Genomic DNA, 14,501 nt, shown 5'->3' on the forward strand with positions numbered 1-14,501 from the left:
CGCCATGTGCCCTCTGTCTACGTACTACTACGAGCAGCCAATGCATTGAATGCTGGTTATCATCGACACCCATCGTGCCGACGATCCCAACAACAAACATCCGGTGCTGACCCATGACGCTCTCTATCCGTAGCAAAGTCGTTCTGCTTTGCGTCGCCCCCGCTTTATTGCTTGCCGCGCTGATCACAGGTCTGGCCGTGATGCTGCTGCAGAAAACCGCCGACGACCAAATCAACGACACCCGCAGCACCCTGATCAGCAGCCGCCAGAACGCCCTGGAACATTCGGTGCAGGTCGCGCAAAGCGCTATCGCCTCCCTTTACGACGCCTCGGCTCCCGGCGATCTGGCTGCCCGGGACAAGGCCGTCAGCATCCTCAAACAGTTGCGTTACGGCACCGACGGTTATTACTTCGGTTACGACGCCAACAGCGTGCGGGTGTTCTGGGCCGACAAAGACGTCAAGATTGGCGAAAACTTCAGCAACTTCCGCGACCCCGACGGCGTGTTCGTGATCAACGAACTGGTGCGCGTGGCCAGGGACGGGTCGCATTTCCAGCGGTATCGCTTTCCGGTGCCGAACAGCGACAGGATCGTGCCCAAGATCGGCTACGCCCTGTACCTGGAAAAATGGAACCTGATGATTGGTACCGCCGTGAACATGGACGACATCGACGCGCAGGTGGCCCAGGTGAGTGAAGAACTCAAGGGACGGCGCGCCGACCTGGTGTGGCAGATTCTCGCCCTGAGCATCGTCGCCTCGATCCTCTTGGCGCTGCTGGCCGCCTTTCAGGTGAAACGGCTGTTCCGGCCGCTGCTGCAACTGCGCCTGCAATTGGAGAACATTGCCTCCGGCGACGGCGACCTCACCCATCGCCTGCCGATCGCGCGGCAGGATGAACTGGGGCAGCTGGCGTTTGCCTTCAACCGTTTCGTGGAGAAGATTCACGGCCTGATCGGCAACGTCGCCGGGATGACCCTGCGCCTGAACGGTCTGGTCGCCGGCGTGACCGACCAGGCGCAACGCTCGGAACGGGCCATGGACGTGCAGCGTCAGGAAACCGATCAGGTCGCGGCGGCGATCAACGAAATGAGTGCGGCGGCGCTGCAAGTGGCGCAAAACGCCCAGGAAGCGGCGCGGGCGGCCAACCAGGCGCAACAGGAAGGCGCCTCTGCGGGGCAGATCGTCAGCGCCAGCGTCGAGAGCATCCATGGGCTGGTGGACAATCTGCAGGTCAGCGGCACGTCCCTGAGCCAATTGCAGACGGAAGTGGACGCTATTGCCGGGGTCCTCGGGGTGATTCGCGCCATCGCCGAACAGACCAACCTGTTGGCCCTCAATGCCGCCATCGAAGCGGCCCGCGCGGGGGAAGCGGGCCGGGGTTTCGCCGTGGTTGCCGATGAAGTCCGGGCGTTGGCCAGCCGCACGCAGGAAAGCACCAAGGAAATCCATGGCATGATCGGTCGCCTGGAAGCGGGCACGGTCAACACCGTCAGCGCCATGAAGCACTCTAGCGACGCTGGCAACCAGACCCGCGAACGGGCGTCCCGGGCGACCTCATCGCTGGACGCCATCAGCGCGCTGATCTCGACGATCAATGCCATGAACGCCCAGATTGCCAGCGCCGCCGAAGAACAGACCGCCGTCTCCGAAGAGATCAACCGCAGCGTTCAGCAAATTGCCTCTTCCATCGAGACCGTCGCGCAAGACACCCAGCACGGTGCCCACACCGCCCGCGAACTGTCGATACTCAGCCAGGAACTGACCGCAGCGATCCGACAGTTCAAGGTCTGAGCCCGCGTGACAGACCCAGGTTTTGCATCGGCCATCTGCCAGAGGCCTGATGCAAACCCTCCAGGGGCATGCCGCGCCCGATGCCTGCTGCGCCACTGTAGATCGGTGGCGCGAATGCATTCGCGAGAGCGAGTCACGCGACCCACTTCCCGATTCAGGTCTACCGGCGCTCTCGCCTCCGAATGAAATCTCCGTCCGATAATCGCCCAACTTCGACGCTGCAGACCCCCACCCCTGCGCACTTTATGGTGTGATGCGCCGGTCGCTTACACGTGGCCGCGCAGTTGAAGATGACGGATTCATGCCCCTTCCTGACGCTGCCCTTTCAGAACGAGGAGCTGTCCGTGATTGACAAGACATTCGCATCCATCGCCGCTGCGGTGGAAGGCATACAGGACGGCGCGGTGATCATGGTCGGGGGCTTCGGCAGCGCCGGGATGCCCTCCGAATTGATCGACGGCGTCATCGCCACGGGTGCGCGGGACCTGACCATCATCAGCAACAATGCGGGCAACGGCGACCACGGCCTGGCCGCGCTGCTCAAAGCGGGCAGCGTGCGCAAGGTCGTTTGTTCCTTCCCGCGCCAGTCGGACTCGTACGTGTTCGACGAGTTGTACCGCGCTGGCAAAGTCGAGCTGGAAGTGGTGCCCCAAGGCAATCTGGCCGAACGCATTCGCGCCGCGGGTTCGGGCATCGGCGCGTTCTACTCGCCCACGGGTTTCGGCACGTTGCTGGCCGAAGGCAAGGAAACCCGCGTCATCGATGGCCGGGACTACGTGCTGGAAATGCCGCTGCACGCCGACATCGCCCTGATCAAAGCGCACAAGGGCGACCGCTGGGGCAACCTGGTGTATCGCAAGGCTGCGCGCAACTTCGGGCCGATCATGGCCATGGCGGCAAAAGTCGCCATCGCTCAGGTCGATGAGATCGTGGAATTGGGCCAACTGGACCCGGAGCACATCATTACCCCCGGCATTTTCGTCCAGCGTGTGGTCGCCATTGCGCGCCACATCGCTACCCCTTCCGCCCACGCTGTCTGAGGCTCGCCATGACTGTCACTGAAAAACTGTCGCGCAACGACATGGCCCAACGCGTGGCCGCCGACATTCCCGAAGGCGCTTACGTCAACCTCGGCATCGGCCTGCCGACGCTGGTGGCCAATTACCTGGGCGAAAAGGAAGTCTTCCTGCACAGTGAAAACGGCATTCTGGGCATGGGGCCCTCGCCTGAGCGCGGCGCCGAAGACGACGACCTGATCAACGCTGGCAAACAGCACGTGACCCTGTTGAGCGGCGGCGCGTTCTTCCACCACGCCGATTCCTTTTCCATGATGCGTGGTGGGCACATCGACATTGCTGTACTGGGTGCCTTTCAGGTGTCGATGAGCGGCGATCTCGCCAACTGGCACACCGGCGCGGAGGGCTCGATTCCTGCTGTGGGTGGCGCGATGGACCTGGCCACCGGCGCGCGCCAGGTGTTCGTGATGATGGACCACCTGACCAAAACCGGCGAAAGCAAGCTCGTCGAACGCTGCAGTTACCCGCTCACCGGCATCGGCTGCGTCACCCGGATCTACACGGATCTGGCCATTCTGGACGTCACCGAACAGGGCCTGCGCGTGCGGGAAATTGTGGCGGACCTCAGTTTCGAGGAGCTGCAACGGCTGAGCGGCGTGCCGCTGTTGCAGTAAAGGTCCCGAACACCGCCTGCCCGAGGTCAGCCGCGATTAACCGCTGCCCCTGCAGTATGTCCGCAACCTGGCTGGCGGGTGCGGCCGTGGAAATGGACCAGGGTGTCGCCCCGGCCGGACGGCTTCGAGACATGGATCGAGGTGCCCGCCTGAAACAGAGGCGGCGCCGGTCGAGGATCGGCCCGCACTGTCTACCGCAGCGTGCACCTCCCGCGCGCTTCAGGCGTGAACCGTCACTGACTCAGCACCGTGGCGTACACCCCTCGATCCACATTGCCACCGGACAAAATCACGCCGACCCGTTTGCCTGCCATCGCCACGCGCTCCTGCATCAAGGCTGCCAAGGCCGCGGCCCCGGCGCCCTCTGCGAGGTTATGCGTATCGGCGTAATAAATCCGCATCGCTTCGGCGATCTCGGCGTCGCTGACGGAGACGATGCGTGCAGCGCCTTTGGCGTAGACGTCAAAGGCCTCAGGCACCGGCTTGCGCACCGCCAGGCCGTCGGCAAAGGTGCTGGCGGATGCGGTTTCGCGCAAAACGCCCGCTTCGAAGGACTGCTTCGCCGCGTCCGCTTCGGTGGAGACCACGCCGACCACCTCGGTCTTCAGCCCCAGCGCGTCACGCGCGGCAATCACCCCGCAAATCCCCGAGCCGCAGCCGATCGGCACGTACACCGTGTGCAGATCCGACGCCGCGGTGAACAGCTCCAGCGCATAACTGGCGACACCCCTGACCAGTTCCGGATGGAACGCGGGCACCAGAAACAGGCCCTGTACCCGCGCCAGGCGAATCGCTTCTTCGCGGGCCTCGTCGAAATCCTCGCCGAACTCGATGAGCTCACCGCCGAAACCGGCCATGGCCCTGTTCTTCTCGACCGAATTGCCCTTCGGCACCACGATCACCGCGCGAATGCCCAGCGCCTGCGCCGCCATCGCCACGCTTTGTCCGTGATTACCGCGGGTGGCCGCGATAACCCCGGTGGTGGTCGGCGCCGTCCGTTTCAGCCAGGCCATGTAAGTGATGCCGCCGCGCACCTTGAACGCGCCCGTTGGGGTGTGGTTCTCGTGTTTGACCCACACCGTGCAGCCCAGGCGCTGTGCCAACAACGGCCAGACGAATTGGGGCGTCGGGGGCATGACCTGGTATACCTGGCGGGCGGCAGCTTCAAGGTCTTCACGGGTGAATCCGGGCATGGCAGTCTCCTGTTTTTTGCCCAGTCTGAATGTCGGTTCAGGGACCTGGCTTTCAAAAAAACCACCTGACCTTCATCAAAACGCTGAGTAAGATGACGCCCATGAGCATTCGCCATCAGCCCCCTTCACCGCCTTCCAGCGACCCGGTTCGACGCGCCGAAGCCGGGCCGTGGCTGATCGAGCTGTTGCCGGCCAGCGCCTACGAAGCGCGCTACGTGGCGACGCACGCGTCGGTCGGGTTTGCTTTCGACAGCCAGCGCGGCGTGCACGCCATCGCCAGCGATCGGGTGCGCCCGTTCGACGCTGTGCCCAATGGCCTGGCCTTTGTGCCAGCAGGCTGTGACGTGTACTCGCAGTCCGCTTCAGGTGGCGAATATTTGCGGGTGCTGCGCCACGACGGCTGGGCGCTTGACCCCGATTGCCCGTTCAATAACCGGATCGATCCGCACGCCATTCGGCTCGCCCGGCGCATGCGCAATGCCCTGCTGAAACCTTCGCCCGACGATGACTGGGAGCGTTGGGCCATGACCTTGGCCGACCGTGTCTCGGCCGACCCCGAGATCATCCGCCCCGGTGCAGGCTCGCTCACGCCGCGACGGTTGCGGCGTCTTGACGAGTACATCGACGCCGGGTTGAGCGAGCCCATCAGCGTTCAAACGATGGCGGCGTTACTCGACCTGTCCGAGGGCTTTTTCATGCGTGCCTTCACCCACGCCACGGGGGTCAGTCCTCATCGCTACCTGATCGACCGCCGCATCGCTCGCGCCCGTACCTTGCTGCGTGACACAGCGCTGCGGCTGGCAGACATCGCACAAGCGTGCGGGTTTTCGTCTCAGGCGCACATGACTGCGACCTTCACTCAACGCCTGGGGATCAGCCCGGGCGCTTTCAGACGCTGAAACGCGGCGTCGGCGCGATCAAGAACAAGCCGGCCTCGCGGAAGGTTTACTTCTTCCAGGATGCGAAGCGGCTGGAAGGGAGTTGATGAGCGACTAGAGCTGCCCCGCCTCATTCCGGTGCACGATTGAACGATGCCGCTGTCCATCCGATAAGTGTTCTGCACATGAGGATCTGACATGTCTGCTGATGCGCGTCCCGCCGTACTCGAACTGATCGGCAATACCCCGTTGGTGCGCGTCAGTCGCATCGACACCGGCCTCTGCACCCTTTACCTGAAGCTTGAATCGCAAAACCCCGGTGGCTCGATCAAGGACCGCGTGGGCTTGGCCATGATCGATGCCGCCGAGCGCGATGGCCGATTACGCCCCGGTGGCACCATCGTCGAAGCCACGGCGGGCAACACCGGGCTCGGCCTCGCGCTGGTGGGCCGGGCCAAGGGGTATCGCGTGGTGCTCGTGGTGCCCGACAAGATGTCCACCGAAAAGGTCTTGCACCTGAAAGCCATGGGCGCCGAAGTGCATATCACCCGCTCAGACGTTGGCAAAGGCCATCCCGAGTATTACCAGGACGTCGCTGCCCGCCTGGCCAGTGAAATCCCCGACGCCTTTTTTGCCGACCAATTCAACAACCCCGCCAACCCGCTGGCCCACGAATCCAGCACCGCCCCGGAAATCTGGGCGCAGACGCAGCACGACCTGGACGCCATCGTCGTCGGAGTCGGGTCGGCAGGCACGCTCACCGGCCTCACCCGCTTCTTCAAACGCGTGCAGCCGGACCTGGAAATGGTCCTTGCAGACCCTGTCGGCTCGGTGGTCGCTGAATACAGCCGTACGCAAACGTTGCCCATGCCGGGTTCGTGGGCCGTAGAAGGCATCGGCGAAGACTTCATCCCCTCCTTCACCGACATGTCCAGTGTCGGTCACGCGTACTCCATCAGCGACGAAGACAGCTTTGAACACGCCCGTCAGTTGTTGCGCGCGGAAGGCATTCTGGGGGGCTCGTCCACTGGCACGCTGCTTGCCGCCGCGCTGCGTTACTGCCGGGAACAGACCGTGCCAAAACGCGTGGTGAGCTTCGTCTGCGACACCGGCACTCGCTACCTGTCCAAGGTCTACAATGACCAGTGGATGACCGATCAGGGCTTGCTGCAACGCACGAAATACGGGGATTTGCGCGACCTGATCGCCCGCCGTTTCGAGGACGGGCGAGTGATCAGTGTCGGGCCTGACGACACCCTGCTGACCGCGTTCCAGCGCATGCGCCTAGCCGACGTTTCACAGTTGCCAGTGCTGGTGGACAACACCCGGCTGGTCGGGGTGATCGACGAGTCCGACATCCTGCTGGATGTGCACACCGACACCTCTCACTTTCGCACGACGGTCGCCAGCGCCATGACCGGGGAACTGAACACCCTGCCGCCCGATGCCTCCCTCGCTCGGCTCCAGGAAGAACTGGACCGCGGCCATGTCGCCATCATCGCCGACGCGTCGGGCTTTCACGGCCTGATCACTCGCGTCGACCTGCTCAATCATTTGCGGAGATCCCTTGCATGAGTCAACACGACGAACACCACCCCGCCCACGGCTTCGCCACCCGCGTCATTCATGCGGGACAGACGCCTGACCCTTCCACCGGCGCGCTGATGCCGCCGATTTATGCCAACTCCACTTACCTGCAAGAAAGCCCGGGCGTGCACAAGGGGCTGGATTACGGCCGCTCGCACAACCCGACGCGCTTCGCCCTGGAGCGTTGCGTGGCGGACCTGGAAGGCGGCACTCAGGCCTTCGCGTTCGCATCGGGGCTGGCGGCCATTTCTTCGGTGCTGGAATTGCTCGACGCGGGCTCCCACGTGCTGTCCGGCGATGACCTGTACGGTGGCACCTTCCGGCTGTTCGACAAGGTGCGTAAACGCAGCGCCGGACATCGCTTCAGCTTTGTCGACATGACCGACCTGTCGGCCTTCGAAGCCGGGTTGCAGGACGACACCAAAATGATTTGGGTCGAAACGCCAAGCAATCCGCTGCTGCGCCTCAGCGACCTGGCGGCCATCGCGCGTATCTGCCGGGATCGCGGGATCATTTGCGTGGCCGACAACACCTTCGCCAGCCCGTGGATTCAACACCCGCTGGCCCTTGGTTTCGACATCGTGGTGCACTCGACGACCAAATACCTCAACGGCCACTCAGACGTCATCGGTGGCATCGCCGTGGTGGGCGACAACCCGGAGCTGGCCGAACGCCTGGGTTTCTTGCAGAACTCGGTGGGCGCCATCGCCGGGCCGTTCGACGCGTTCCTGACCCTGCGCGGCGTGAAAACCCTCGCCTTGCGCATGGAGCGCCACAGCAGCAACGCCGTGGAGCTGGCGCAATGGCTGGAGCGTCAGCCTCAAGTCGCGCGGGTTTACTACCCTGGCCTGCCGAGCCACCCGCAGCATGCACTGGCCTGTCGGCAAATGCGTGGCTTCGGCGGCATGATTTCTCTGGACCTGAACACCGATCTGGCAGGCGCCAAACGGTTTCTGGAGCACGTGCGGATATTCGCGCTTGCGGAAAGCCTGGGCGGTGTTGAAAGCCTCATCGAACACCCCGCCATCATGACCCACGCCAGCATCCCCGCTGAAAACCGGGCGAAGCTGGGGATCGGCGATGGACTGGTGCGCCTGTCGGTAGGTATCGAAGACGTCGAAGACTTGCGCGCCGACCTGGCCCAGGCACTGGCTACCATTTGATCCCAAGATTGTGTTCAACCCAGCACGGGATTGTTGCCCGTTCAGTAACAGAGATTTGCCAAAAATCGCATGGCTGAGTCTTTGATAGCTTGCTAACGTTCAACTCATCAAATCCGCCGATTTGATGGATGTCCTTCAAGCCGCCGAGCCGTCAGAGATAACGGATTGGCGGTTTTTTTATGGGCGCAACTTTACCAAGGGTGATAATGGCTCGCCTTGGATGCCCCTTCAGCCGCGAATCTTCCCGGTCACATTCCCCACTTAATACATTGCTCCTCATTGACATGCCCTCACCCGCAGGTTTACGTTAACGTAAAGGTGATACAGCATATTACCGTCTGACATCCCCTCCAAAAACAACAAGGGAACGCAGCCTCATGAACTACCCCACGCTCAATTTCGGCCTTGGCGAGACCCTCGATATGTTGCGCGATCAAGTGCGGGCCTTCGTCGCTGCCGAGTTGGCCCCGCGCGCTGCGCAGATCGATCAGGACAACCTGTTTCCCGCCGACATGTGGCGCAAATTCGGGGACATGGGCCTGCTGGGTATTACGGTCGATGAGCAATACGGCGGCGCAGGGCTGGGCTATCTGGCGCACGTCATCGCCCTGGAAGAAATCAGCCGGGGTTCTGCGTCGGTCGCCCTCTCCTACGGTGCCCACTCCAATCTGTGCGTGAACCAGATCAACCGCAACGGCAACGCCGAACAGAAAGCCCGCTACCTGCCGAAACTGATCAGCGGCGAGCACATCGGCGCGCTGGCCATGAGCGAACCCAACGCCGGTTCCGATGTGGTCTCCATGAAGCTGCGCGCCGACAAGCGCGGCGACCGTTTCGTCCTCAATGGCAGCAAGACCTGGATCACCAACGGCCCCGACGCCCACACCTACGTGATCTACGCCAAGACCGACCTGGAAAAAGGCCCTCACGGCATCAGCGCGTTCATCGTCGAGCGCGACTGGAAAGGTTTCTCCCGCGGTCAGAAATTCGACAAGCTCGGCATGCGGGGCTCCAACACCTGCGAGCTGTTTTTCGATGACGTGGAGGTGCCGGAAGAAAACCTGCTCGGCGCCCTGAACGGCGGCGTCCGGGTGCTGATGAGCGGGCTGGATTACGAGCGGGTCGTTCTCTCCGGCGGCCCTACCGGCATCATGCAGGCCTGCATGGACGTGGTGCTGCCCTACATTCACGACCGTAAACAGTTCGGCCAGAGCATCGGCGAATTTCAGCTGATTCAGGGCAAAGTCGCCGACATGTACACCCAACTCAACGCCAGCCGCGCCTACCTGTACGCCGTCGCGCAAGCCTGCGAACGCGGCGAAACCACGCGCAAGGACGCCGCCGGTGTGATCCTCTACAGCGCTGAGCGCGCGACCCAAATGGCCCTCGATACCATCCAGATTCTCGGTGGCAACGGCTACATCAATGAATTCCCCGCCGGCCGTCTGCTGCGCGACGCCAAGCTCTACGAAATCGGCGCCGGGACCAGCGAAATCCGCCGCATGCTGATCGGACGTGAGCTGTTCAACGAGACGCGGTGAAGCAGTGGCGAGCTGCGAGTAAGAGCGGTCCGTGGAGGCCGGCCTTTTTGGGTGGCGGCAGTAATTGCGCTGCGGGAATGGGTGATGATTTTGAAGACACAGGTCAATCCGCGTTCGGCGGAGTTTTTGGCGAACAGCGAGGCGTTGCGCAGGCAGGTGGATGATCTGCACACGCTTCTTGCGCAGGTGCACGAGGGTGGCGGGCCGAAGGCGCAGGAGCGGCACACGTCGCGTGGCAAGTTGCTGCCGCGCGAGCGCATCAATCGGTTGTTGGATGTGGGGTCGCCGTTTCTGGAAATCAGTCAGTTGGCGGCCCACGGCGTCTACGGTGAAGACGTGCCGGCAGCGGGCGTGATCGCCGGGATCGGGCGGGTCGAGGGCGTGGAATGCATGATCATCGCCAACGACGCGACGGTCAAAGGCGGCACGTACTATCCGCTGACGGTGAAAAAGCATCTTCGCGCGCAGACCATCGCGCAGCAGAACCGGTTGCCCTGCATCTATCTGGTGGATTCCGGAGGCGCCAACCTGCCCCGTCAGGATGAAGTCTTTCCTGACCGCGAGCATTTCGGGCGGATTTTCTTCAATCAGGCCAACATGAGCGCCGAAGGCATCCCGCAGATCGCCGTGGTCATGGGTTCGTGCACAGCAGGCGGCGCTTATGTCCCGGCCATGGCCGACGAAGCGATCATGGTCCGCCAGCAGGCGACGATCTTCCTCGCCGGGCCGCCGCTGGTGAAAGCCGCCACCGGTGAAGTGGTCAGCGCTGAAGACCTTGGCGGCGCCGACGTGCACTGCAAGATTTCCGGCGTGGCCGATCATTACGCCGACAGCGACGAGCACGCGCTGACCCTGGCCCGCCGTAGTGTCGCTCACCTGAACTGGCGCAAACATGGCGAGCTGCAAGTGCGCGCCCCGATTGCGCCGCTGTACGCTAGCGACGAACTCTATGGGGTGATTTCCGCAGACCCCAAACAGCCTTTCGACGTGCGGGAAGTGATCGCGCGGCTGGTAGACGGCTCGGTGTTCGATGAATTCAAGGCCCTGTTCGGCACCACATTGGTGTGTGGCTTCGCGCACCTCAACGGCTACCCCATCGCGATTCTGGCCAACAACGGCATCCTGTTCGCCGAGGCCGCGCAGAAAGGCGCGCACTTCATCGAACTGGCCTGCCAACGCGGCATCCCGCTGCTGTTCTTGCAAAACATCACTGGCTTCATGGTTGGCCAAAAGTACGAAGCGGGCGGCATCGCCAAGCACGGCGCCAAGCTGGTGACTGCCGTGGCCTGTGCCAGAGTGCCGAAATTCACCGTAATCATCGGCGGCAGCTTCGGGGCGGGCAATTACGGCATGTGTGGCCGCGCTTACGATCCGCGTTTCCTATGGATGTGGCCCAACGCGCGCATCGGCGTGATGGGCGGCGAGCAGGCGGCAGGTGTGCTGGTGCAGGTCAAGCGCGAGCAGGCCGAGCGCAGCGGCCAGGGCTTCAGCGCCGAACAGGAGGCAGCGATCAAGCAGCCGATCCTTGATCAGTACGAACATCAGGGCCACCCCTACTACTCCAGCGCCCGTTTGTGGGACGACGGCGTGATCGACCCGGCGCAGACCCGCGACATTCTTGCCCTCGCCATCAGCGCGGCGCTCAACGCCCCCATCGAACCGACCCGCTTCGGCGTGTTCCGGATGTGACCCGAGGAACGACCATGACCGATTTCGACACCGTCGAGCTTGAGTACGACCCGCGAGGTTTCGCGACCCTCTGGCTCAACCGGCCGGACAAGAACAACGCGTTCAACGCACAGATGATTCGTGAGCTGAAACTGGCGCTGGAGCAGGTGCGGAGCGACAGCCGCTTGCGCTTTCTCGTGCTGCGTGGACGTGGCCGGCATTTCAGCGCCGGGGCCGACCTGGCCTGGATGCAGGAATCGGCCAACCTCGATTACCACACCAATCTGGGCGACGCCCGGGAACTGGGCGAGCTGATGTATGGCCTGGCCAAGCTGAAACTGCCGACCCTGGCCGTGGTGCAAGGTGCGGCCTATGGCGGCGCTCTGGGCCTGATCAGTTGCTGCGACATGGCGATCGGTGCCGACGACGCGCAATTCTGTCTCTCGGAAGTGAAGATCGGCCTGGCCCCGGCGGTGATCAGTCCGTTCGTGGTGCAAGCCATCGGCGCGCGACATGCCCGCCGCTATGCGCTGACGGCAGAACGTTTCGATGGTCGACGGGCGCGGGAGATCGGCCTGCTCGCCGAGTCGTACCCCGCTACTGAGTTCGACGCCCAGTTGCAACACTGGGTGGCGAACCTGCTGCTGAACAGTCCTCAAGCCATGCGGGTCAGCAAAGACCTGCTGCGTGAAGTCGGCCACGGCGAGCTCAGCCCTGCCCTGCGACGCTTCTGCGAAAACGCCATCGCGCGCATCCGTGTCAGCCCCGAGGGCCAGGAAGGGCTGCGGGCATTTCTGCAAAAACGCGAGCCGAACTGGCGCGCTGAACCCCTTGACGGAGACACACCATGAGCGGCCCCAACACCCGCGCCCTGACGTCCGTGCTGGTGGCCAACCGGGGCGAGATCGCTTGCCGCGTGATGCGCACCGCCAAGGCCATGGGCCTGACCACCGTGGCGGTGCACAGTGCCACCGACCGGGACGCTCGCCACGTGCGCGAGGCGGACATCGCCGTAGACCTGGGCGGCAGCAAGGCCGCCGACAGCTATTTGCAAATCGACAAACTGATCGCGGCCGCCAGAGACAGCGGCGCGCAGGGCATTCATCCCGGCTATGGGTTTCTCTCTGAAAACGCCGCGCTTGCCCGCGCCGTTGAAGCAGCAGGCCTTGTTTTCCTTGGCCCGCCTGCCTCGGCCATCGACGCCATGGGCAGCAAGTCCGCCGCCAAGACCTTGATGGAAACCGCGGGCGTGCCGCTGGTGCCCGGTTACCATGGCGAAGCCCAGGATGCGCAAACCTTTCGCGACGCCGCCGCGCGCATTGGCTACCCGGTGCTGCTCAAGGCCACGGCGGGGGGCGGCGGCAAAGGCATGAAGGTGGTCGAGCGCGACGAAGACCTCGCCGACGCCCTGGCCTCGGCGCAACGGGAGGCACACTCGTCGTTCGGCGATTCGCGGATGTTGCTGGAAAAATACGTTCTCAAGCCGCGCCACGTCGAAATTCAAGTGTTCGCCGATCAGCACGGCCACTGCCTTTACCTCAACGAACGGGACTGCTCGATTCAACGCCGTCACCAGAAAGTCGTTGAAGAAGCCCCAGCCCCCGGCCTCAACCCCGACCTGCGCCGCGCCATGGGTGAGGCCGCTGTTCGCGCCGCGCAGGCCATCGGCTACGTCGGCGCGGGCACCGTGGAGTTTCTGCTGGACGCTCGCGGCGAATTTTTCTTCATGGAGATGAACACTCGCTTGCAGGTCGAACACCCGGTGACCGAGGCCATTACCGGGCTCGATCTGGTGGCCTGGCAGATTCGCGTCGCTCAGGGCGAGCCGCTGCCGATCACTCAGGATCAGGTGCCGCTCAACGGCCACGCCATTGAAGTGCGCTTGTACGCCGAGGACCCGGCCAATGATTTTCTGCCCGCTACCGGCACCCTTCGGCTGTACCGCGAATCGGCACCGGGGCCGGGTCGTCGCGTCGACAGCGGCGTGTCCGAAGGCGATGAAGTGTCACCGTTTTACGACCCGATGCTGGGCAAACTGATCGCTTGGGGCGAGGACCGCGAACAAGCGCGTCTTCGCTTGCTGGCCATGCTCGACGAGTTCGCCATCGGCGGGCTGCGCACCAACCTGGCGTTTCTGCGGCGGATCATTGCGCACCGGGCCTTCGCCGACGGCGAACTGGACACGGGCTTCATCCCCCGTTATCAGGCCGAGCTGTTACCCCCGGCGCAAGGGTTGTCCGATGAATTCTGGACGGTTGCCGCCGAGGCCTATCGCCAGGGCACGGTGCATGCTGCCCGGGCCGATGATCCGCATTCACCCTGGTCCACGGCCGATGGCCTGCGTCTGGGCTTGCCTAATGAGGTCGGGCTGAAGCTGACCTGCGCAGGCGACACGCGCAATGTGCGGCTCGGTAGTGCGTCGCCCGATGTCACGTTGCAAGGCGAACACCTGACGCTTAAACACAATGGCCTGCGCCGGCACATCCCGGCCATCCGCCGTGAGGAGACGCTGTATCTGCGTTGGCTGGGTGAATGGCATGCCGTTACGGCCTTTGACGCCATTGCCGCCGCCGACGCGAGCCACAGTCAACACGGCGGCCTGAGCGCCCCCATGAACGGCAGCATCGTCCGGGTGCTGGTCGACCTGGGTCAATCCGTCGAGGCCGGAACGCCGTTGGTGGTGCTGGAAGCGATGAAAATGGAACACAGCATCCGCGCCAGTCAGGCGGGCATCGTGTCCGCGTTGTATTGCGCAGAGGGCGAGATGGTCAGCGAAGGGACGGTGTTGGTGGAACTGACTGAGATTTAACGCCGCGCGCAGAATCAGCCGATGCACGCAAAAGCTGTGGAAGACGCCGGAGGCACGACGGCCGCGAAAGTGGCCAGTCAGACGTTTCATTGACACCTGCTCTATCGCCATCGCGGCCGTCGTGCCTCCGGCGGCTCCTACAGGGATTGTGTCTAGTCAGCGAGGACGCATGAAGGCAG

Annotated in this window: 11 protein-coding genes and 1 pseudogene; 11 read left to right on the forward strand and 1 reads right to left on the reverse strand. The window is 63.4% G+C overall.

Annotated elements, in window-relative coordinates:
* Window positions 1-200: 200 nt before the first annotated feature.
* The 4 genes and pseudogenes from B3N48_RS26950 to B3N48_RS18065 all read left to right on the forward strand — a co-directional run.
* Window positions 201-935, forward strand: a pseudogene (locus tag B3N48_RS26950) (cache domain-containing protein); the annotation flags it as partial.
* 102 nt (window positions 936-1,037) lie between these two features.
* The gene (locus B3N48_RS26955; protein ID WP_414704256.1) at window positions 1,038-1,793 is read left to right on the forward strand and encodes a methyl-accepting chemotaxis protein; all 756 of its coding nucleotides are present in this window, start codon (window positions 1,038-1,040) and stop codon (window positions 1,791-1,793) included.
* Between the two features lie 344 nt (window positions 1,794-2,137).
* Window positions 2,138-2,833: a 3-oxoacid CoA-transferase subunit A gene (locus tag B3N48_RS18060; protein WP_296186015.1), complete on the forward strand. Its 696-nt coding sequence runs from the start codon at window positions 2,138-2,140 to the stop codon at window positions 2,831-2,833.
* Window positions 2,834-2,841: 8 nt separating this feature from the next.
* Window positions 2,842-3,483 (forward strand): 3-oxoacid CoA-transferase subunit B, encoded by a 642-nt coding sequence (locus tag B3N48_RS18065; RefSeq protein ID WP_296186017.1) that lies wholly within the window; start codon window positions 2,842-2,844, stop codon window positions 3,481-3,483.
* A 233-nt stretch (window positions 3,484-3,716) separates the two neighbouring features.
* Here the strand turns inward: B3N48_RS18065 and B3N48_RS18070 are convergent, their stop codons facing one another.
* A complete protein-coding gene (locus B3N48_RS18070; protein ID WP_296186018.1) occupies window positions 3,717-4,676 on the reverse strand; it encodes a threonine dehydratase in 960 nt (319 codons plus the stop codon).
* 92 nt (window positions 4,677-4,768) lie between these two features.
* On the opposite strand from B3N48_RS18070, the gene B3N48_RS18075 reads away from it, so the two are divergent.
* The 7 genes from B3N48_RS18075 to B3N48_RS18105 all read left to right on the forward strand — a co-directional run bounded on the left by B3N48_RS18075 (window position 4,769) and on the right by B3N48_RS18105 (window position 14,322).
* Window positions 4,769-5,575 carry an AraC family transcriptional regulator gene (locus B3N48_RS18075; protein ID WP_296186019.1) on the forward strand — a complete coding sequence of 269 codons (807 nt, stop codon included), beginning with the start codon at window positions 4,769-4,771 and terminating at the stop codon, window positions 5,573-5,575.
* 177 nt (window positions 5,576-5,752) lie between these two features.
* Window positions 5,753-7,129 (forward strand): cystathionine beta-synthase, encoded by a 1,377-nt coding sequence (locus B3N48_RS18080; RefSeq protein ID WP_296186021.1) that lies wholly within the window; start codon window positions 5,753-5,755, stop codon window positions 7,127-7,129.
* Window positions 7,126-8,304: a cystathionine gamma-synthase gene (locus tag B3N48_RS18085; protein ID WP_296186023.1), complete on the forward strand. Its 1,179-nt coding sequence runs from the start codon at window positions 7,126-7,128 to the stop codon at window positions 8,302-8,304. The genes B3N48_RS18080 and B3N48_RS18085 overlap by 4 nt, the downstream gene beginning before the upstream one ends.
* A gap of 377 nt (window positions 8,305-8,681) precedes the next feature.
* A complete protein-coding gene (locus tag B3N48_RS18090; RefSeq protein WP_296186024.1) occupies window positions 8,682-9,845 on the forward strand; it encodes an isovaleryl-CoA dehydrogenase in 1,164 nt (387 codons plus the stop codon).
* Between the two features lie 81 nt (window positions 9,846-9,926).
* Window positions 9,927-11,534 (forward strand): carboxyl transferase domain-containing protein, encoded by a 1,608-nt coding sequence (locus B3N48_RS18095; RefSeq protein WP_296186182.1) that lies wholly within the window; start codon window positions 9,927-9,929, stop codon window positions 11,532-11,534.
* Window positions 11,535-11,548: 14 nt separating this feature from the next.
* Window positions 11,549-12,364 carry a gamma-carboxygeranoyl-CoA hydratase gene (locus B3N48_RS18100; protein WP_296186026.1) on the forward strand — a complete coding sequence of 272 codons (816 nt, stop codon included), beginning with the start codon at window positions 11,549-11,551 and terminating at the stop codon, window positions 12,362-12,364.
* The gene (locus tag B3N48_RS18105; RefSeq protein WP_296186028.1) at window positions 12,361-14,322 is read left to right on the forward strand and encodes an acetyl/propionyl/methylcrotonyl-CoA carboxylase subunit alpha; all 1,962 of its coding nucleotides are present in this window, start codon (window positions 12,361-12,363) and stop codon (window positions 14,320-14,322) included. Before B3N48_RS18100 ends, B3N48_RS18105 begins: the two co-directional genes overlap by 4 nt.
* Window positions 14,323-14,501: the final 179 nt, after the last annotated feature.

The organism is Pseudomonas sp. UBA1879 (genome assembly GCF_002338065.1).
In the GTDB taxonomy this organism is placed as follows: Bacteria; Pseudomonadota; Gammaproteobacteria; order Pseudomonadales; family Pseudomonadaceae; genus Aquipseudomonas.

Bases quoted from the DNA above. Each gene is read 5' to 3' on its own strand.
- B3N48_RS18070 (WP_296186018.1), bottom strand. From the start codon at position 4,676: ATGCCCGGATTCACCCGTGAAGACCTTGAAGCTGCCGCCCGCCAGGTA.
- B3N48_RS18105 (WP_296186028.1), top strand. From the start codon at position 12,361: ATGAGCGGCCCCAACACCCGCGCCCTGACGTCCGTGCTGGTGGCCAAC.
- B3N48_RS18090 (WP_296186024.1), top strand. From the start codon at position 8,682: ATGAACTACCCCACGCTCAATTTCGGCCTTGGCGAGACCCTCGATATG.
- B3N48_RS18085 (WP_296186023.1), top strand. From the start codon at position 7,126: ATGAGTCAACACGACGAACACCACCCCGCCCACGGCTTCGCCACCCGC.
- B3N48_RS18080 (WP_296186021.1), top strand. From the start codon at position 5,753: ATGTCTGCTGATGCGCGTCCCGCCGTACTCGAACTGATCGGCAATACC.
- B3N48_RS18075 (WP_296186019.1), top strand. From the start codon at position 4,769: ATGACGCCCATGAGCATTCGCCATCAGCCCCCTTCACCGCCTTCCAGC.
- B3N48_RS18100 (WP_296186026.1), top strand. From the start codon at position 11,549: ATGACCGATTTCGACACCGTCGAGCTTGAGTACGACCCGCGAGGTTTC.
- B3N48_RS18065 (WP_296186017.1), top strand. From the start codon at position 2,842: ATGACTGTCACTGAAAAACTGTCGCGCAACGACATGGCCCAACGCGTG.
- B3N48_RS26955 (WP_414704256.1), top strand. From the start codon at position 1,038: ATGGACGTGCAGCGTCAGGAAACCGATCAGGTCGCGGCGGCGATCAAC.